Annotated in this window: 14 protein-coding genes; 5 read left to right on the top strand and 9 right to left on the bottom strand. The window is 75.0% G+C overall.

What is annotated here, in order from left to right; genetic code table 11:
- Positions 1-131 precede the first annotated feature (131 nt).
- A complete protein-coding gene (locus tag ACZ6Y7_RS02805; RefSeq protein WP_465756060.1) occupies positions 132-2,528 on the top strand; it encodes a DEAD/DEAH box helicase in 2,397 nt (798 codons plus the stop codon).
- 45 nt (positions 2,529-2,573) lie between these two features.
- Here ACZ6Y7_RS02805 and ACZ6Y7_RS02800 read toward each other — a convergent pair whose 3' ends face one another.
- From ACZ6Y7_RS02800 to ssd, 8 genes are all read right to left on the bottom strand, one after another.
- A complete protein-coding gene (locus tag ACZ6Y7_RS02800) occupies positions 2,574-3,134 on the bottom strand; it encodes an Rv3654c family TadE-like protein (protein WP_465756059.1) in 561 nt (186 codons plus the stop codon).
- Positions 3,122-3,559, bottom strand: coding sequence for a TadE family type IV pilus minor pilin (locus ACZ6Y7_RS02795; RefSeq protein WP_465756058.1), 438 nt, complete (start codon positions 3,557-3,559; stop codon positions 3,122-3,124). Before ACZ6Y7_RS02795 ends, ACZ6Y7_RS02800 begins: the two co-directional genes overlap by 13 nt.
- Positions 3,549-3,821, bottom strand: coding sequence for a DUF4244 domain-containing protein (locus ACZ6Y7_RS02790; protein ID WP_465756057.1), 273 nt, complete (start codon positions 3,819-3,821; stop codon positions 3,549-3,551). Before ACZ6Y7_RS02790 ends, ACZ6Y7_RS02795 begins: the two co-directional genes overlap by 11 nt.
- A 116-nt stretch (positions 3,822-3,937) precedes the next feature.
- Positions 3,938-4,507 (bottom strand): type II secretion system F family protein, encoded by a 570-nt coding sequence (locus ACZ6Y7_RS02785; RefSeq protein WP_465756056.1) that lies wholly within the window; start codon positions 4,505-4,507, stop codon positions 3,938-3,940.
- A 212-nt stretch (positions 4,508-4,719) separates the two neighbouring features.
- Positions 4,720-5,745 carry a type II secretion system F family protein gene (locus ACZ6Y7_RS02780; protein ID WP_465756055.1) on the bottom strand — a complete coding sequence of 342 codons (1,026 nt, stop codon included), beginning with the start codon at positions 5,743-5,745 and terminating at the stop codon, positions 4,720-4,722.
- Positions 5,746-5,762: 17 nt separating this feature from the next.
- Positions 5,763-5,909: a hypothetical protein gene (locus ACZ6Y7_RS02775; RefSeq protein WP_465756054.1), complete on the bottom strand. Its 147-nt coding sequence runs from the start codon at positions 5,907-5,909 to the stop codon at positions 5,763-5,765.
- Positions 5,906-7,264, bottom strand: a complete 1,359-nt coding sequence (locus tag ACZ6Y7_RS02770) for a TadA family conjugal transfer-associated ATPase (protein ID WP_465756053.1) — start codon at positions 7,262-7,264, stop codon at positions 5,906-5,908. The genes ACZ6Y7_RS02775 and ACZ6Y7_RS02770 overlap by 4 nt, the downstream gene beginning before the upstream one ends.
- Positions 7,264-8,388 carry a septum site-determining protein Ssd gene (gene ssd / locus ACZ6Y7_RS02765; RefSeq protein ID WP_465756052.1) on the bottom strand — a complete coding sequence of 375 codons (1,125 nt, stop codon included), beginning with the start codon at positions 8,386-8,388 and terminating at the stop codon, positions 7,264-7,266. Before ssd ends, ACZ6Y7_RS02770 begins: the two co-directional genes overlap by 1 nt.
- Before the next feature lie 726 nt (positions 8,389-9,114).
- Between ssd and ACZ6Y7_RS02760 the strand changes: the two genes are divergently transcribed.
- Entirely contained in the window at positions 9,115-10,014 is a 900-nt protein-coding gene (locus tag ACZ6Y7_RS02760) for an HAD family hydrolase (RefSeq protein ID WP_465756051.1), read from the top strand.
- A gap of 347 nt (positions 10,015-10,361) precedes the next feature.
- Here the strand turns inward: ACZ6Y7_RS02760 and ACZ6Y7_RS02755 are convergent, their stop codons facing one another.
- Entirely contained in the window at positions 10,362-11,252 is an 891-nt protein-coding gene (locus tag ACZ6Y7_RS02755) for a Fic family protein (RefSeq protein WP_465756050.1), read from the bottom strand.
- Positions 11,253-11,472: 220 nt separating this feature from the next.
- On the opposite strand from ACZ6Y7_RS02755, the gene ACZ6Y7_RS02750 reads away from it, so the two are divergent.
- The 3 genes from ACZ6Y7_RS02750 (at position 11,473) to acs (ending at position 17,513) form a co-directional block, all read left to right on the top strand.
- Positions 11,473-12,480, top strand: a complete 1,008-nt coding sequence (locus ACZ6Y7_RS02750; protein ID WP_465756049.1) for an ATP-binding protein — start codon at positions 11,473-11,475, stop codon at positions 12,478-12,480.
- Positions 12,481-12,935: 455 nt separating this feature from the next.
- Positions 12,936-15,308 carry a SulP family inorganic anion transporter gene (locus ACZ6Y7_RS02745; protein WP_465756048.1) on the top strand — a complete coding sequence of 791 codons (2,373 nt, stop codon included), beginning with the start codon at positions 12,936-12,938 and terminating at the stop codon, positions 15,306-15,308.
- Positions 15,309-15,548: 240 nt separating this feature from the next.
- A complete protein-coding gene (gene acs, locus ACZ6Y7_RS02740; RefSeq protein WP_465756047.1) occupies positions 15,549-17,513 on the top strand; it encodes an acetate--CoA ligase in 1,965 nt (654 codons plus the stop codon).
- The last annotated feature ends 26 nt before the right edge of the window (positions 17,514-17,539 follow it).

Genomic DNA, 17,539 nt, shown 5'->3' with positions numbered 1-17,539 from the left:
AACGCGTGGCAAGCCTCAGCGCTGCGACCCACGGCCGTACGGCCGTCACGGCCACATTCAACCACCTGCGACCATGCCCGCACGATGGCTTACGACGATTCTCCGTCACGCCGGTGACACACTGGGTCCTCATGCCGCCCCGACACAGCCCGCCCGAGGCACTGCTCACGACTCTGACCACTGCTCGGGGGCGGTCCGACCGGCTCACCCATACGGAGCACCTTCCCGCCCGACCTGCGCGTTATTCACCGTGGCCCGGATCGATCCGTGCGGAGATCGTCGCGGCCGCGCGCGAGGTCGGGGTGGAACAGCCCTGGACGCACCAGGCAGAAGCGATGAACCTGGCCAAAAGCGGTCAGACTGTGGTGATCGCCACAGGCACCGCCTCGGGCAAGTCGCTGGGGTACCTGGCGCCGGTGCTCAGCGACCTGCTGGACGGCACCGAGGCCCGCAACGGCCGCGGCGCCACCGCGCTCTACCTGGCGCCGACCAAGGCCCTCGCCGCCGACCAGCGCCGCCGGGCCGCCGAACTCGCCCCGCCGAGGGTCCGCACCGCCCTGTACGACGGCGACACCCCGCCCGAGGAACGCGAGTGGGTCCGCCAGTACGCGTCCTACGTGCTCACCAACCCCGACATGCTGCACCGGGGCATCCTGCCCGGCCACGCCCGCTGGTCCTCCTTCCTCAAGGCCTTGCGCTACGTGGTCGTCGACGAGTGCCACAGCTACCGGGGCGTGTTCGGCTCGCACGTCGCCCAGGTGCTGCGCCGGCTGCGCCGGGTCTGCGCCCGTTACGGCTCGTCACCCACCTTCCTGCTGGCCTCCGCCACCACGGCCGATCCGGCCGCGACCGCCGAGCGCCTCACCGGCCTGCCCTCGGTGGCCGTCACCGAGGACGCCTCGCCGCGCGGCCCGATGGTCTTCGGCCTCTGGGAGCCGCCGCTGACCGAGAACGTCGGCGAGCACGGCGCGCCCGTCCGCCGCACCGCCACCGCCGAGGCGGCGCACCTGCTCACCGACCTGGTCGAGCGGAAGACCCGCACCGTCGTCTTCGTCCGCTCCCGCCGCGCGGCCGAACTCGTCGCCCTGCAGACCCAGGACCAGCTCGGCCGTCCGCTCGCCGACCGGGTGGCCGCCTACCGCGGCGGCTACCTGGCCGACGAACGCCGGGCGCTGGAACGCGCCCTGCACACCGGCCGACTGCTCGGCCTCGCCTCCACCTCCGCCCTCGAACTCGGCGTCGACATCTCCGGCCTCGACGCCGTCCTGATGGCCGGTTACCCGGGCACCCGGGCCTCGCTCTGGCAGCAGGCGGGCCGGGCGGGCCGCGAGGCCCAGGGCGCACTGGCCGTCCTGATCGCCCGGGACGACCCGCTGGACACCTACCTGGTGCACCACCCGGAGGCGCTGTTCGCGGCGCCCGTCGAGGCCACCGTGCTCGACCCCGACAATCCGCACGTGCTCGCCCCGCACCTGTGCGCGGCCGCCGCGGAACTCCCTCTCACCGAAGCCGACCTGGAGCTGTTCGGGCCCTCCACCGCCCCGCTACTGCCGGTCCTGGAACGGCGCGGCCTGCTGCGCCGGCGCGGCGACGGCTGGTACTGGACCCGCCGCGAGCGGGCGGCGGACGCCGTGGACCTGCGCGGCAGCGGCGGCAGTCCGGTCCAGATCGTCGAGGCCGACACCGGGCGGCTGCTCGGCACGGTCGACGCCGCTGCCTCGCACACGACCGTCCACACCGGGGCCGTCCACCTCCACCAGGGCCGCACCTACCTGGTCCGGGAGCTCGACCTGGAGAACTCGGTCGCCCTGGTCGAACCGGCCGATCCGCCGTACACCACGGCCGCCCGCGACATCACCTCCATCTCCGTCCTCGACACCGACACCACCGTCGACTGGGGCGAGGGCCGGCTCAGCTTCGGCTCGGTGGAGGTGGTCAACCAGGTGGTCGGCTACCTCCGGAAGCGGATCTCCACCGGGGAGATCATGGGCGAGACCAAGCTCGACCTGCCGCCCCGCACCCTGCGCACCCGGGCGGTCTGGTGGACCGTCACCGAGGACCAGCTGCTGGACGCGGAGATCCCGCCCGACCAGCTGCCCGGCGCCGCCCACGCCGCCGAGCACGCCTCGATCGGCCTGCTGCCGCTGTTCGCCACCTGCGACCGGTGGGACATCGGCGGCGTCTCCGTGCCGCTGCACCCGGACACCGGACTGCCGACCGTGTTCGTCTACGACGGCCATCCGGGCGGGGCCGGCTTCGCCGAGCGCGGCTTCCAGCGGGCGGTCGAGTGGCTCACGGCCACCCGCTCGGCGATCGCCTCCTGCGAGTGCGAGCGCGGCTGCCCCTCCTGCGTCCAGTCACCCAAGTGCGGCAACGGGAACGACCCGCTGGACAAGGCGGCCGCCGTCCGGCTCCTGGACGTCCTGCTGGCGGGCGCCCCGGGAGCCGGGGCGACGGGGCCCGAGGCGCCGCAGACCGAGGCGGCGGAGACCGGGCCAGCGGAGACCGGGCCGGCAGAGGACCTCTGAGCGGGCCCGGCCGGTGGGGCGACCGGCGGTGGGGCACCGGGCGGTTCATGAGGCCGCCCCCGTGCCGCCCGTGCCGCCCGTGCCGCCGTCGAGGCCGTCCTCGGCGGCAGTGACCGGAGCCCGCAGCGGCCCGGCCCGCGCCCGCCCCCGCGCCGGGCCGACCGGCAGCCTGACCGGGAGCCCCGCGACCCCCACCTCGGCCACCACCTCGACGGCGTCCGCCGAGCGGTCCGCCACGCAGGACACCAGGCGGGCGCCCTGCGCGGCGGCGATCCCGGCGGCCCGGGCGCAGCCGCCGTCCGGGTCCAGCAACAGCCGGTCCGCCGCCGCGAGGGCCGCGAGGTCGGCGGCGGACTCGGCGCGGTGGCGGGCGGCGACCACCGAGCCGACCGCGAGCGTCGCGGCGAACACCGCCGTACCCAGCACCGCGAGTGCGAGCAACCAGACCGTCGCGGACCCGGCGTCCGGCCCCCGCCCGACCGCCGCCGCCCGTCCGGTGCGGCCCCGGGCGATCCGCCCGGCTCCCGACCGCAGCCCCGCCACGCCCGCCCGGAGGCTCAGGAGGATCCGGCGGGTCAGGAGGGTCCGGCGGGTCAGGTGGGCCATCGCCCACCGCCTCCCTCCGTCGCTCCCACCAGGACGTCCTCCCGTGCCGCCACGGCCGCGGCGCCGACCCGTACCGCGAGGAGGCCGCCGAGCCTGCCGGGCGCCGCGCAGGGCGCCTCGACGTCCACCCGCACCGTGTCAGCGGCCGGTTCCACCCGGACCCGCGCGCCCACCGGGGCGGCCGCGCGGGCGAGTTCGGCGGCGTCCGTGTCCCCGCGGGCGGCCGCCCTGGCCCCGACCCGGGCGGCGTCCACGCAGCGGATCTGCGCGGCCGCCGCCAGCACGCCCCAGATCAGCATCGCCGCGAGCAGGACGAGCGCGGGCAGGACCACCGCCGTCTCCGCCGTGACGAAGCCGCCGTCACCGCGCCGCCTCGGCCGCCACGAACGCGCCCGGCTGGCGCACCCCGCCCGATCAGGCCGCATGGAGCGCCCGTTGGAGCATGTCGGTCAGTGCACCGGTGATGGCCTCGCTGGTCACCACCTTGTACAGCCCGGCCGCGAGGGCGCAGGCGCCCAGCGTGCCGACGGCGTACTCGGCCGTGGTCATCCCGGCGTCCGACCGGGCCCGCCCGCGGGCCGCCCCGCGCACCCGGCAGGCCGCCCAGCGGCTCCTGCGCCGCCACGCCCCGAGCAGCCGCCGGAGCGGGCGCCCGTCGGCGGGCCTGATCGCGATCACTGCAGTCATGGAATTCTCCTGTCTCTCGGTTCTTTCGGTTCTCTCGGTTCTCGGGGTTCCCTGGGGTTCTCTGGGTTCCGCGAGTTCCCGAGGTTCTCCGGGTTCTCGATCTCGTTCGCCCTCGGTCACACCGCCCGGGCGAAGCCGCCGGCGAGGCCGACGACCACCGGCACGACGCCGATCAGGACGAAGGCCGGCAGGAAGCAGAGCCCGAGCGGCGCGGTGGCGAGCACCGCGGCCCGGCGGACCCGGGTGTGGGCCGCTCGGGCGGCCGCCGTCCGCCGGCCCTGGGCCAGTGCGACCAGCGGCCCGGCCGCCGGGGTGCCGCTCAGGCTCGTCCGCGCCAGGCAGCGCGCCAACGGCGCCAGCGAGGGGTGCCGCTCACCCAGTCGGTTCCAGCACAGCTCCGGCGGTGCGCCGAGGGCCAGTTCGGCCCCGATCGCCACCAGCCGGGGCCCCATCGGCGCGTCCACGCTCCGGCCGACCGCCGACACCGCCTCGGAGGGCAGCGCCGCCGACCCGAGGCAGGCCGCCAACAGTTCCGCGCTCAGCGGGAGTTGCCGGATCAGCAGCTCCTCCTCGAGGGCGGCCCGGCGGTCCGCCGCCGACCGCGCCCGGGCCGACCACCGATAGACACCCACCGCCGCCAGCACCCCGGCGACCACCCCGGGACCGCCGCCCAGCAGCAGGGCCACCGCGAGCCCCGCGACGACCGACGAGGCCGCCCGCCGCCGGTGTTCGGCCCGCCGGTCCGGCGGCGCCGCACGCCTGTGGGGAGCCTCCGGTACGCTCCGGGCCCCGGCGAGGGCCCGTCGACGCCGCAGCCGCCCGCGCAGCAGCACACGCGTCCGCACTGCGGCAGCCGCCACGACCGGGAGCCCCGCCACCGCCCATGCGATGCCCCGCGTCATCCGGCCCCCGTCGCCGCACCGAGTGCCCGCATCCGCGACAGCCCGCAGTTCCGTTCACGCGCCCGCGGAGCGCTCGGCGGACCACCGGGAACTCGACGCGGCTCGACGCGCCCCCGAGGGGCTTCCAGCGCACCCCGGGCCGCCGACCGGACGATGCGCGCCGTCCAGAGCACGCCCAGCCCCTCCAGGAGGGCCCCGGTCACGAGACAGCCCAGCCCGGCCGGCGTGTGCAGCAGGACGCCCACCGGGTGGGCTCCCAGCGCCGCGCCGAGGAGCAGTCCGGCACCCGGCAGCGCGGCCAGGACGGCGATGGTCGTCCGCGGCCCGGCCAGTTCCCCGGCGATCTCCTCCGCCAGGGCGCGCTCCCCGCGCAGCGCCTCCGCGACCCGGTCCAGCGCGGCGGCCAGCCCCGCCCCGCTGTCCGCGGCGACGCGCCAGCAGGCCGCGATGGCCGCCGCCCCGCTGCCGCCCGGCAGTTCGGCCAACAGGTGGAACGCGGCGGGCACGTCCCCGCCGTAACGGCCCGCCGCCAGCCGAGCCAGCGGCTCCTCGCCGAGCCCGCGCCGCCCGTCCGGATCGGCGGCGATCCGGGTCGTGACCAGGTGCAGCGCCTGCTCCGGCGTCGCCCCGCCGCGCAACTCCCCGGCCAGCCCGGCGCAGAGCTCCACCACGGCGGCGGCCCGCCGCCCGGCCCGCACCGCCAGCCGGCGCCGCAACCGCCACCGGCGCAGCGGCAGGACGGCCAGGGCGGCCGCGAGCACCGGCACCGGGGAGGCGGCGGCCTGCCCGGCGGCCAACCCCACCGGCAGGGCCAGGAGTTCGGGCCCCAGGACCTCCCGCAGCCGGCTCCGGCCCGGCACTGCGGGCCCCGGGGCGGGCAGTCGGGCGGCGGCCCCGCCGCCCGCGAGCACCCATCCGGAACGCCGCCCACCCGGCAGCCGCCCTTGCAACGCGCCCCACCCGGCAAGGGCGGCCAGGCACAGCACCACCGCCCAGCCGAGAGTTACCTGACCTTGCGTCATTCCGCCGACCTCCGCCGTCATCCGTCATCACTCCTTCCGCTCCGGCCGCCGAGCAGGGCCAGCGCGCCCGCGGCGCACCCGCCGAGCAGCAGGACGAAGGCGAGTTCCACCGCCCGCACCTGCGCGCCCGCGAGCCCGGCCGCCACCAGCACCGCGGCCCTCACGACGGCCCCGCCGGTCCGGGCTCGCCCCCGTCGCCGAACGCCACCCCGCGCGCCGCCAGCAGTCCGACCAGCCGCTCCCAGCCCGCCCCGGGGACGAAGCCACCGTCCGCCGGGAAGACCACCGCGGGGGTGGTCACGGCGAGGCCGTCGCGGTCCCCGGCCAGCGTGTGGATCTCCGCCACCCGGCGGCGCCCCGAGCCCGGCTCCCGGACCAGGTGCACCACGACCTCCAGCGCAGCCCGCAGTTGGCTGTGCAGGGCCGGGCGGTCAAGCCCGGCGAGGGAGCCCAGGGCTTCCAGCCGCACCGGCACGTCCGCCGCCGTGTTGGCGTGGACGGTGCCGCAGCCGCCTTCGTGCCCGGTGTTCAGCGCGGCCAGCAGGTCGGACACCTCGGCCCCGCGCACCTCGCCGATCACCAGCCGGTCCGGGCGCATCCGCAACGCCTGGCGCACGAGGTCCCGGAGGGTCAGCTCGCCCAGCCCCTCCTGGTTGGGCGGGCGGCTCTGCAGCCGGACCACATGCGGATGCGCGGGCCGCAGCTCGGCGGAGTCCTCGGCGACCACGATCCGCTCCTGCGGCCCGACCAGGCCGAGCAGCGCCGCGAGCAGCGTGGTCTTGCCCGAGCCCGTCCCGCCCGAGACGAGCAGCGACAGCCGGGCCCGGACGATGCCGGCCAGCAGCGCGGCGCCCTCCGGTGGCAGCGCCCCGCCCGCGACCAGTTCGTCGAGCGTGAACGGCCGGGGCCGGCAGACCCGCAGCGAGATGTGCGTGCAGCCGGCCGCGATCGGGGGCAGCACGGCGTGCAGCCGGGTGCCGTCCGGCAGTCGGGCGTCCACCCAGGGCCGGGCGTCGTCCAGCCGCCGCCCGGCGGCGGTGGCCAGCCGGTGGGCCAGCCGCCGCACCGCCTCGGCGTCGGCGAACCGGACTCCGGTGGCCCGGTGCAGGCCGCCGCCACGGTCGACCCACACCTCGTCCGGACCGTTCACCAGGACGTCCGTGACGTCGGGCGCCGACAGCAGCCGGTCCAGCGGGCCCGCACCCACCAGTTCGGCGCGCAGCGAGCGCACGGTGTCCAGGACCTCGTCCCCGCCGAGCGGCGGGCGGGTGGCCCGCAGCGCGGCCGCGACCGATCCCGCTGTGGGGGCCGCGCCCGACTCGGCCAGCCGCAGCCGCACCGCGTCCACCAGGGCCGCGGACCGCTGCTCGCGGGCCGTCCGGCCGTACGGGCAGGGGCCGTGCCCGGCCTCCGCCGGCTCGACGGGCGGCGGCACGCTCCGCAGCGGCCGGTGCTCCCGCGCACCGGCACCCGGACCGGACTCGCCACCGCGGAGCCCTGTTCTGCGCAGACGGACCATCAGTAGACACCTCCTCCGACCGCCGGCACCGGCGGCAGCACCTCGTTCAGGAAGCTCGCGCTGAAGCGCGCGAGGGGACCGCCCTCCCTCGTCCCGGGCGGGACGCCCTTCTCGACGTCCTGGGCCAGGCCCGGCTCCGGCTCCAACTCCCCCGCCAGCGGCAGCCGCAGCCCGCGGGCGATCCGCTGGGCCGGGAGCCCGCCGGGCCGGACCGGCCGCACCACGGCCCGAACGTCGCCGAGCCGCATCCGGACGGCCGCCGCGACCCGGTCGGCGGCGGCCACCGCCCGCAGTTCGGCCGGCACCACCAGCAGCGCCAGGTCGGACTGCTCCAGCGCCTGTCCGGCCGCCGCGTCGAGGTGCCGGGGCACGTCCACCACCACCAGCCCGCCGCGCCGCCGGGAGGCGGCCAGCACACTGCGCATGGCCTCCGGCGGCACCGTCAGGGTGTCGCCGCGGTCCCAGGACAGGCACGCCAGCGCGGAGAGCCGCTTGAGCGCCGGGAGCGCCCGGGCCAGCTCGGCCCCGCTGACCCGCCCGCGTGAGCCGGCCAGGTCGGGCCAGCGCAGCCCGCGGGCCATCTCGCCGCCGAGCAGGACGTCGAGACCGCCGCCCAGCGGATCGCCGTCGATGAGCATCGTCCGGCGGCCCGATCGCGCGGACGTGACCGCCAGGGCGCAGGCCAGCGTCGAGGCACCCGCCCCGCCCCGGCCGCCGAGCACCGCGACGGTGACCGCCGGCGGCCCGCCGCCCTCGGCCGCGTCGGCGATCCGGTCGAGCAGCCAGGCCTCGGCATCGGGCAGGAACAGCACGTGCTCGGCGCCGAGTCGCACCGCCCTGGCCCACACACCGGGGTCGTCCAGGTCCAACCCGAGCAGCAGCACCCCGGCGCGCCGGCCCAACTCGGCGCATCGGACGGCCTGGTCGTCCCCGACCAGGACGAGCGGGGCGCCCTCCCAGAGCTCCCGCGTCGGCGGCGCGCCCCGGACCAGCCGCGGCTCGGTGCCCGCCGCGGCGCAGAGCCGCAGCAGGTGCTCGGCCAGGCCGTCGTCCTCGGTGACGACGAGCGGCCCGCCGGCCGCGGGGCCCTCGGCGGTGACGTGGTCGGCGATCGGCGTCGACATGGTGGTCTCCCCTCCGCGCCGCGACCGCCGGGTGGCGGTCGCGGCGCACGTCGGACGGTTCCGACGGACGGCCGCCCGACAGGCCTCGGAGAGGAAGGGGGATGAGGCCCTGTCCGGCGACCGCCGCCGACCATCACGGTGGGGGGAGATCCGGATTCCGTCATCCACGTTCCGATTGCCTGTGGATAACTCGTGGGCTGTGGATGAAAACGTTCACCCGGGCGGGGGGCTATTCGGCGAAGAATTGACGAAAGGGGTCGCCGGGATGAACCGAAGGCCCGCCGCACGGTGATCGGCGGATCTCCCGCCGATCCTGCCGACCGTCCTCCGGCCCCCCTGCGGGCGGCCCCGCGCCGGCGATCGGAACCAGCCGTTCGCCCCGCAGCAGTGATGAGCAGACAACGACGCAGAGTGACGAAAGGTGGTCGACGGACCCGAGTGCCGACACCCCCCGTACACCGTCGACGGGACTCGCGGCGATCGCGCCGCTGAGGGCTTCCAGGCCCTGAAAATGGCCCTGGACGTGCGACGACCCCCGCCGGGGGGGAGAGCGGGGGTCGTCTATCCACAGCCCGACTCGGGGGGGAGGAGCCGGACCGGGTTAGCACGGTCGCGAACGATCCGTGACTTCCATGGTGTACCCGAGCGGCCAGAAACACAAACCCGCACGCCCACGAGTACACCGAATGGCGGGGTGTTTTGTGGCTCCCTCTATCCTCGGTTCCCGTGGACACCACCGAGAACGCCGACGACCACGCCGACGAGTCCCAGGGCGGCACCACCGGGCCCGGAGAGCTCCCCGCGCCCGTCCGCCCCCGGTCGGGCGGGCCGCGCACGGCGGCCTTCTTCGACCTCGACAAGACCATCATCGCCAAATCGAGCGCGCTGGCCTTCAGCCGCCCCTTCTACCAGGGCGGTCTGATCAACCGTCGGGCCGTACTGCGCAGCGCGTACGCCCAGTTCGTCTTCCTGGTCGGCGGCGCGGACCACGATCAGATGGAGAAGATGCGCGAGTACCTCTCCGCGCTCACCCGGGGTTGGAACGTCCAGCAGGTCCGCGAGATCGTCGCCGAGACCCTGCACAACCTGATCGACCCGATCATCTACGACGAGGCCGCCTCACTGATCGAGCAGCACCACGCGGCCGGCCGGGACGTGGTGATCGTCAGCAGCTCCGGCTCCGAAGTGGTCGAGCCGATCGGGGCGCTGCTCGGCGCCGACCACGTGATCGCCACCCGGTTGAAGGTCGAGGACGGCTGCTACACCGGCGAGATCGAGTACTACGCCTACGCCGAGAACAAGGCCGCCGCCATCCGGGAGTTGGCCGCGGTCGAGGGCTACGACCTCACCGCTTCCTACGCCTACAGCGACTCCTCCACCGACCTGCCGCTGCTGGAGGCGGTCGGCCACCCGTCGGCCGTCAACCCGGACCGCGCGCTGCGCAAGGAGGCGCAGGCCCGGGAGTGGCCGGTGCTGGTCTTCGACAAGCCGGTGGAACTGCGGCGGCGGCTGCCGGAGTTCTCCGCTCCGAGCGGTTCGGTGCTGACCGCGGTCGCGGTCGCGGCGGCCGCCGTGACGGCCGGGGTGATCTGGTACCTGGCCCGTCGGCGGCGCCCGCTCGTCTGAGGCCCCGCATCGGCCCCTTCCCGGCCAAATCGGGCAATCGGCACAGACTTCTTGTTTCGGGTTCCCCTTTCGGCCGAAACGCGATACAAATGAAGCACGGCCCGCGAGACCCGGTCAGGACCGAAGAGGTCAAACCGACAACGCAGTTCAGGCCCCACGGACCGCGCGTACAGGTATCCGAGCACCCACATGCAGCCGACCCGCTGTCGGGCCGCCGGACCAGACGAACGGGCAGGATCCCCGTCTGATCGGCACTTCCGGTGCATGCATGGTCACTCGGTATCCGTACCAGCGGCGGCACCCAGCAGGATCAGGTGCCGCCGCATCTTCGTGCCCGGGGCCCCGGCTCAGGCCATTCCGCGCTGCATCGCCTCGCAGACCGCCGTGCTCTCCCGCACGCCGAGCCGCAGCGCCGCTCCGCAGTGCGCGATCCAGGCCGCCATCCCCTCGGGCGTGCCCGCCAGGTAGCCCGCGAGGGCCCGGCGGTAGGTGGCGGTGCCGAGTTCCGCCAGGCCGACCTCGGCCGGGCAGATCGCCTTCGGGTCGAGGCCCTCCGCGATCAGCACGATCCGCTGGGCGGCCCGCGCAATCACGCCGTTGTACGCGCCGAACGGGCGCAGCGCGAGCAGTTCGCCGTGCACCACCGACGCCACCACGAGGGCCGGCGTGCCCACGCCCTGGCCCTCCGCGCGCGCCACGAGCAGCCGGGAGAGCTGGTCGAGCCGGGCCGCGACCTCCTCCGCGCCCGGGGCGGGCGGCAGCTCGGGCAGCGGCCCGTCCGCGAGGTCGACCCGGACGCTCTCCACCGGCTCCAGGTCCAGCGGGAACAGCTCCTCGGCGCCCTCCCCCGCCCGGCGCGGGCGCCCGGCGGCCGGGTCGCCGTCGCCGACCGCGAGCAGGTGCAGCCGGGCCAGCACCTGGAGCGGCGAGTGCCGCCAGATGCTGAGCAGCTGGCCGGCCTCGGCGGCGATCCGCAGGGAAGCGCCGACCGTGCGGGCGTCGGGGTCGGCGCCGAAGTCGGTGCGGCGGCGGACCTCCTCCAGCGGCCAGTCGGCCCCGGCCAGGGCCGCCGAGGCGCGGGCGCCCCGCAGGGCCGACTCGGAGGTGACCTCGGCCGCGCGGCGGCGCATCACCCGGTGGCCGTAGAGCCGGTCGACGGCCTTGCGCACCTCGGCCACCGCGTCGGGCACCCCGGGGAGCTGGGCCAGCGGGGCGAGGGGATCTGTTCCAGTGCTCACCTACCCGAGAGTAATGAACGGGCAGCCCCACCCGGAACAGCAACCCCGCATCACCCGTTCGAGGCAATCCTCATTTCCCTCCCCCGACGGGACCCAAACCCCGGCTAGCATGGCCACTATCGGAGACGATAACTATTTCCAACTAGGGTTGGCCCACGTCGTGCGCCACCCCTGAAGGCGGCCCCGGAGCGAGGGCCTGAGCGAGAGCCGGAGTCCCCAGATGAAGATCGCCTTCGTCGGCAAGGGCGGCAGCGGGAAGACCACGCTGTCCGCACTGTTCATCCGCCACCTGGCCGCCGCGGGCCGGCCGGTCATCGCCGTGGACGCCGACATCAACCAGCACCTCGGCCCGGCGCTCGGACTGACGGACGCCCAGGCAGCGCAGCTGCCGTCGCTCGGGGCGCACCTGCCGGAGATCAAGGAGTACCTGCGCGGCGACAACCCGCTGATCCGCTCGGCCGAGGAGATGATCAAGACCACGCCGCCCGGCCGGGGTTCGCGGCTGCTGCGGATCGTCGAGGAGAACCCGGTCTACGCCGCCTGCGCCCGGCCGATCGCGCTGGACGAGGGCTCCGTCCGACTGCTGGCGACCGGCGCGTACACCGAGGAGGACCTCGGGGTGGCCTGCTACCACTCCAAGGTCGGCGCGGTGGAGCTGCTGCTCAACCACCTGGTGGACGGCCCCGACGAGTACCTGGTCACCGACATGACCGCGGGATCGGACTCCTTCGCCTCCGGCCTGTTCACCCGCTTCGACCTGACCTTCCTGGTCGCCGAGCCGACCCGCAAGGGCGTCTCGGTCTACCGCCAGTACCGGGACTACGCCCGGGACTTCGGCGTGCAGCTGCGGGTGGTCGGCAACAAGGTGCAGGGCCCGGACGACCTGGCGTTCCTGCGCCGGGAGGTCGGGGACGACCTGCTCACCACCTTCGGGCAGTCGGACTGGGTGCGCCGTCTGGAGCAGGGCGCCGAACCGCCGCTGAAAACCCTGGAGCCCGCCAACCGGGCCGTGCTGGAACTGCTGCGGACGGAGGCCGGAGCGGCGTACGGGCGGCGCGACGCGCGCCGGTACAGCGAGCAGGCCGCGCTCTTCCACCGCCGCAACGCGGAGAGTTGGGCGAACGCCAAGGTCGGTGTCGACCTGGCGACCCAGGTGGACGACGGCTTCGTCCTGGGTGAGTTCGCGGACGGCGGCGAGCGGACGGCCACCGCGGGCGCCCGCGCCTGACGCCCGCGCCACCGCGCCCGAACGGGCCGCGGCCGCCCCGACCCCGGGGAGGCCGCGGCCCGTTCGTCGTGCCCGCCCGTTCGCCGAACCCGGCGCGTTCGGACGTCCCAGCCCCGCCACCAGCAGATTCCCGCCGATTCGAACACCACCCATTGGAGTGAACCAGGGGTTTTCCGCTTCCCTCTCGCGACGACGCTGTGCAAAGCTTTCATTACCCTCGGTTTACCGAGTCTTGATGGTCCGACCCGACGGTCCTCGGCGAGACGTCCCGCACCTCGCCCGGCCCACCGGCGGGCCTGATGGTCAACGCCGGCCGGTGACACCCGCACTCCCCGCCGCGCCCACGCCATCCCGCCACACCGTCGCGACCCACGACAGCCGATCCGCCCGGAGCCCCACCCCGGACTCACCGCCGGACCTGACTGCGTTCGTTCCCCCGGACAGACGGGAAGACAATGACCCTCGACATCTCCAGTGCACCCATCGCCTCCGACACCACCGACCACGCACCGCCGGGCCCCGGCGCCCGGATCCGCTGGGCTCAGGACCTCTCCGCCTCGCTCGTGGTGTTCCTGATCGCCGTGCCGTTCTCCCTCGGCATCGCGCTGGCCACCGGCGCCCCGCTCACCGCGGGCCTGGCCGCCGCGGCCGTCGGCGGCATCGTGGTCGGGCTGTCCGGCGGCACCGCGCTCATGGTCAGCGGTCCCTCAGCAGCGCTGACCGTGATCACCGCCGGGCTGATCGCCCGGTACGGCTGGCAGGCCACCTGTGCCGTCACGCTCGCCGCCGGACTGCTCCAACTGCTGCTCGGCGTGCGCCGGGTGGCCCGGACGGCGCTCGCCGTCTCGCCCGCGATCGTGCACGGCATGCTGGCCGGGGTCGGCCTCACCATCGCCATCGCCCAGCTGCACGTCGTGCTCGGCGGCTCGCCGCAGAGCTCCGCGATCGCCAACCTCCTGGCCCTGCCGGGGCAGTTGGCCGGCCCGCACCCGCCCGCGCTGCTGGTCGGAGCGGTCACCGTGGCCGTCCTGCTCGGCTGGCCCCGGCTCGGCCGACTCCCGGGCCCCGCGGGCCGGTTGGGTGCCCGGCTGGCCAAGGTGCCGGGCCCACTGGCGGCCGTCGCCCTGGCCACCGGGCTGGCCCTCGCCCTGGGCCTGCGGCTCGCCCACATCGAGCTGCCGGCCTGGCAGCCGCACTCCTTCGCGCCCGCCCTGCCGCACGGTCCGGTACTCGAACTGGTCGCCGCCGTCCTCACCGTCACCGCCGTCGCCAGCGTGGAGTCGCTGCTGTCCGCCGTCGCGATCGACCGGATGTCCCGCCGCACCGGGGACCTCGACCGGGAGCTGCGCGGCCAGGGCCTCGCCAACCTGGTGAGCGGCCTGATCGGCGGACTGCCGATCGCCGGCGGCGCGGTGCGCAGCACCGCCAACGTGCAGGCCGGCGCGCGGACCAGGTGGGCCTCGGTGCTGCACGGCGTCTGGGTGCTGGCCGCCGCGCTGGTGCTGACCGGCGGACTGCGCCGGATCCCGCTGGCCGCGCTCGCCGCGCTGGTGCTGGTGGTCGGGCTGCAGATGATGAGCTTCGCGTACATCCGCAACGTGCACCGGCACCGGGAGTTCCCGGTCTACCTCACCACCGTGGTCGCCGTGGTGGCGGCCGGTGTGCTGTGGGGCGTCGCGATCGGGGCCGGCACCGCCGTCCTGCTCGCGCTCTACCGGCTGACCCGCGCCCACGTGGACGTGGAGACCGGGCCCGACGGCTCGGTCACCGTCCAGACGCACGGCCCGCTGACCTTCACCGCCGTCCCCCGGCTCAGCCGGGCGCTGGCCGGCGTCCCCGCCGGGGCGGACGTCACCGTGGTGCACGACGGCTCCTTCCTGGACCACGCCGCCTACGAGACCCTGCACAGCTGGCGCACCGGGCACCAGGACACCGGCGGCCGGGTCTCGATGGTGACGCGGCGCCAGGACGACGAGGTACTCGATCCCGACGGCACGGTGCGCGCGGGCAGTTCACCCGGGCCGCACCGCTGCCGGGCCTGGACGCCCTGGGTCGGCCACCACTGCATCGACCAGCAGGAGGACCCGCACGGTCGGCTGCTGGACGGGGTCCAGATGTTCCAGCTGCACACCGCTCCGCTGATCAGGCCCGAACTCGCCCGGCTGGCCCGGGAGGGGCAGACGCCCTCGCAGCTCTTCCTGACCTGCGCGGACTCGCGGATGGTCACCAGCATGATCACCAACAGCGGCCCGGGCGACCTCTTCACCGTCCGCAACGTGGGCAACCTGGTGCCGGCCCCCTTCGAACCCGGCGCGGCCGACGACTCGGTGGCAGCCGCCGTGCAGTACGCGGTCGAGGTGCTGGAGGTGCGCTCGATCACGGTCTGCGGCCACTCCGGCTGCGGTGCGATGAAGGCCCTGCTGGACGGCGTGCACGAGCTCCCCGGGCCGCCCACTCCGCTGGCCCGCTGGCTGCGCAACGGCCGCGGCTCGCTGGACCGGCTCCGCCGGGTGCCGGCCGAGTTCACCACCCGGCCGGTGGCGGATCCCGTGGAGCAGCTCTGCATCACCAACGTGGTCCAGCAGTTGGACCAGCTGATGGCGAACCCGGCGGTGGAGCGCCGGGTCGAAGAGGGCACCCTGCGGCTGGTCGGGATGTACTTCGACTTCGCGACCGCCCAGGCCTACGTCCTGGACCGCGCCGCCGGCACGTTCAGCCCGGTCGAGGCCCGCGCCGGGGGGCAGCACGAGCGGGCATCGGCCGAACGGGTGACAACGGACGGTCGGGTCGCGGCCGGCGACGAGGAGGGCGCCCGACTGGCCGCCTGAGAGCCGGGTCCGTGTCCCCGCCGGGCGGGCCGGGCAACGGACCCACCGGCCCGTACGGTCCTCCGCTCCCGCGCGGCGGACCGTACGGGCAGTTGTCCGATTCCCGGTCAAAGGTCTACACCAATTACCGGAAGCCTCTTGTCAAGTGACCCGTTCGCCTGGTGAGCTGTGCGCTGGGACACACGGGACAATCCCCACGCACGGGATCGTCCCCGATCATGACTCGATGAGGAGTGCGTGTTGAGCAACGAGAGCCTGGCCAACCTGCTCAAGGAGGAGCGGCGCTTCGCCCCGCCGGCAGAGCTGGCCGCAGCCGCCAACGTCACGGCGGCCGCGTACGCGCAGGCCTCCGAGGACCGTCTGGGCTTCTGGGCCGAGCAGGCCCGCCGCCTGAGCTGGACCGTCGAGCCCACCGAGACGCTCGACTGGTCCAACCCGCCCTTCGCCAAGTGGTTCGCCGACGGCAAGCTCAACGTGGCCTACAACTGCGTCGACCGCCACGTCGAGAACGGCCTGGGCGACCGCGTCGCCATCCACTTCGAGGGCGAGCCCGGCGACAGCCGCTCCCTGACCTACGCCCAGCTCAAGGACGAGGTCTCCCGCGCCGCCAACGCCCTGCTGGAACTCGGCATCCGCAAGGGCGACCGCGTCGCCGTCTACCTGCCGATGATCGCCGAGTCCGTCGTCGCGATGCTGGCCTGCGCCCGCATCGGCGCCACCCACTCCGTCGTCTTCGGCGGCTTCTCCGCCGACGCCGTCGCCTCCCGCATCCAGGACGCCCGGGCCAAGCTCGTCATCACCGCCGACGGCGGCTACCGTCGCGGCAAGCCCTCCGCCCTCAAGCCCGCCATCGACGAGGCCCTCACCAAGGCCGACGGCGTCGAGCACGTCCTGGTCATCCGCCGGACCGGCCAGGACATCCCCTGGACCGAGGGCCGCGACGTCTGGTGGCACGAGATCACCGCCCGCCAGTCCGCGGAACACACCCCCGAGGCGCACGACGCCGAGCACCCGCTCTTCATCCTCTACACCTCCGGCACCACCGGGAAGCCCAAGGGCATCCTGCACACCTCCGGCGGCTACCTGACCCAGGCCGCCTACACCCACCACGCCGTCTTCGACCTCAAGCCCGAGACCGACGTGTACTGGTGCACCGCCGACATCGGCTGGGTCACCGGCCACTCGTACATCGTGTACGGGCCGCTGGCCAACGGCGCCACCCAGGTCATCTACGAGGGCACCCCCGACACCCCGCACCAGGGCCGGTTCTGGGAGATCGTCCAGAAGTACGGGGTGACCATCCTCTACACCGCGCCCACCGCGATCCGCACCTTTATGAAGTGGGGCGACGACATCCCCGCCAAGTTCGACCTGTCCAGCCTCCGGGTGCTGGGCAGCGTCGGGGAGCCGATCAACCCCGAGGCCTGGGTCTGGTACCGCGAGCACATCGGCGCCGGCAAGGCCCCGATCGTGGACACCTGGTGGCAGACCGAGACCGGCGCCATGATGATCAGCCCGCTGCCCGGCGTCACCGAGACCAAGCCCGGCTCCGCCCAGCGCGCCCTGCCCGGCATCGCCGCCACGGTCGTCGACGACAACGGCACCGAGGTCCCCGACGGCTCCGGCGGCTACCTCGTCCTCACCGAGCCCTGGCCCTCCATGCTCCGTACCATCTGGGGCGACGACCAGCGCTACATCGACACCTACTGGTCCCGCTTCGAGGGCCGCTACTTCGCCGGTGACGGCGCGAAGAAGGACGAGGACGGCGACATCTGGCTGCTCGGCCGGGTCGACGACGTCATGCTCGTCTCCGGCCACAACATCTCCACCACCGAGGTCGAGTCGGCGCTGGTCGGCCACCCCTCGGTGGCCGAGTCCGCCGTGGTCGGCGCCACCGACGCCACCACCGGCCAGGCCATCGTCGCCTTCGTCATCCTGCGCGGCGGCGCCACCGACAGCCCGGAACTGGTCGAGGAACTGCGCGCCCACGTCGGCCGCACCCTGGGCCCGATCGCCAAGCCCAAGCAGATCAAGGTCGTCGGCGAGCTCCCCAAGACCCGCTCCGGCAAGATCATGCGCCGCCTGCTGCGCGACATCGCCGAGGGCCGCGAGGTCGGCGACACCACCACCCTCGCCGACAGCTCGGTGATGAGCCAGATCCAGGCCCAGCTGCCCCCGTCGGACCAGGCCGGCACCAACGGCTGAACGGACTGAGGCAGCGGCTGCGCCCC

The sequence above is a fragment of the Kitasatospora sp. NPDC053308 genome, from assembly GCF_055585785.1.
The sequence above is the reverse complement of the archived record's forward strand: the minus strand, read 5'-3'. Positions and strand labels throughout refer to the sequence as shown.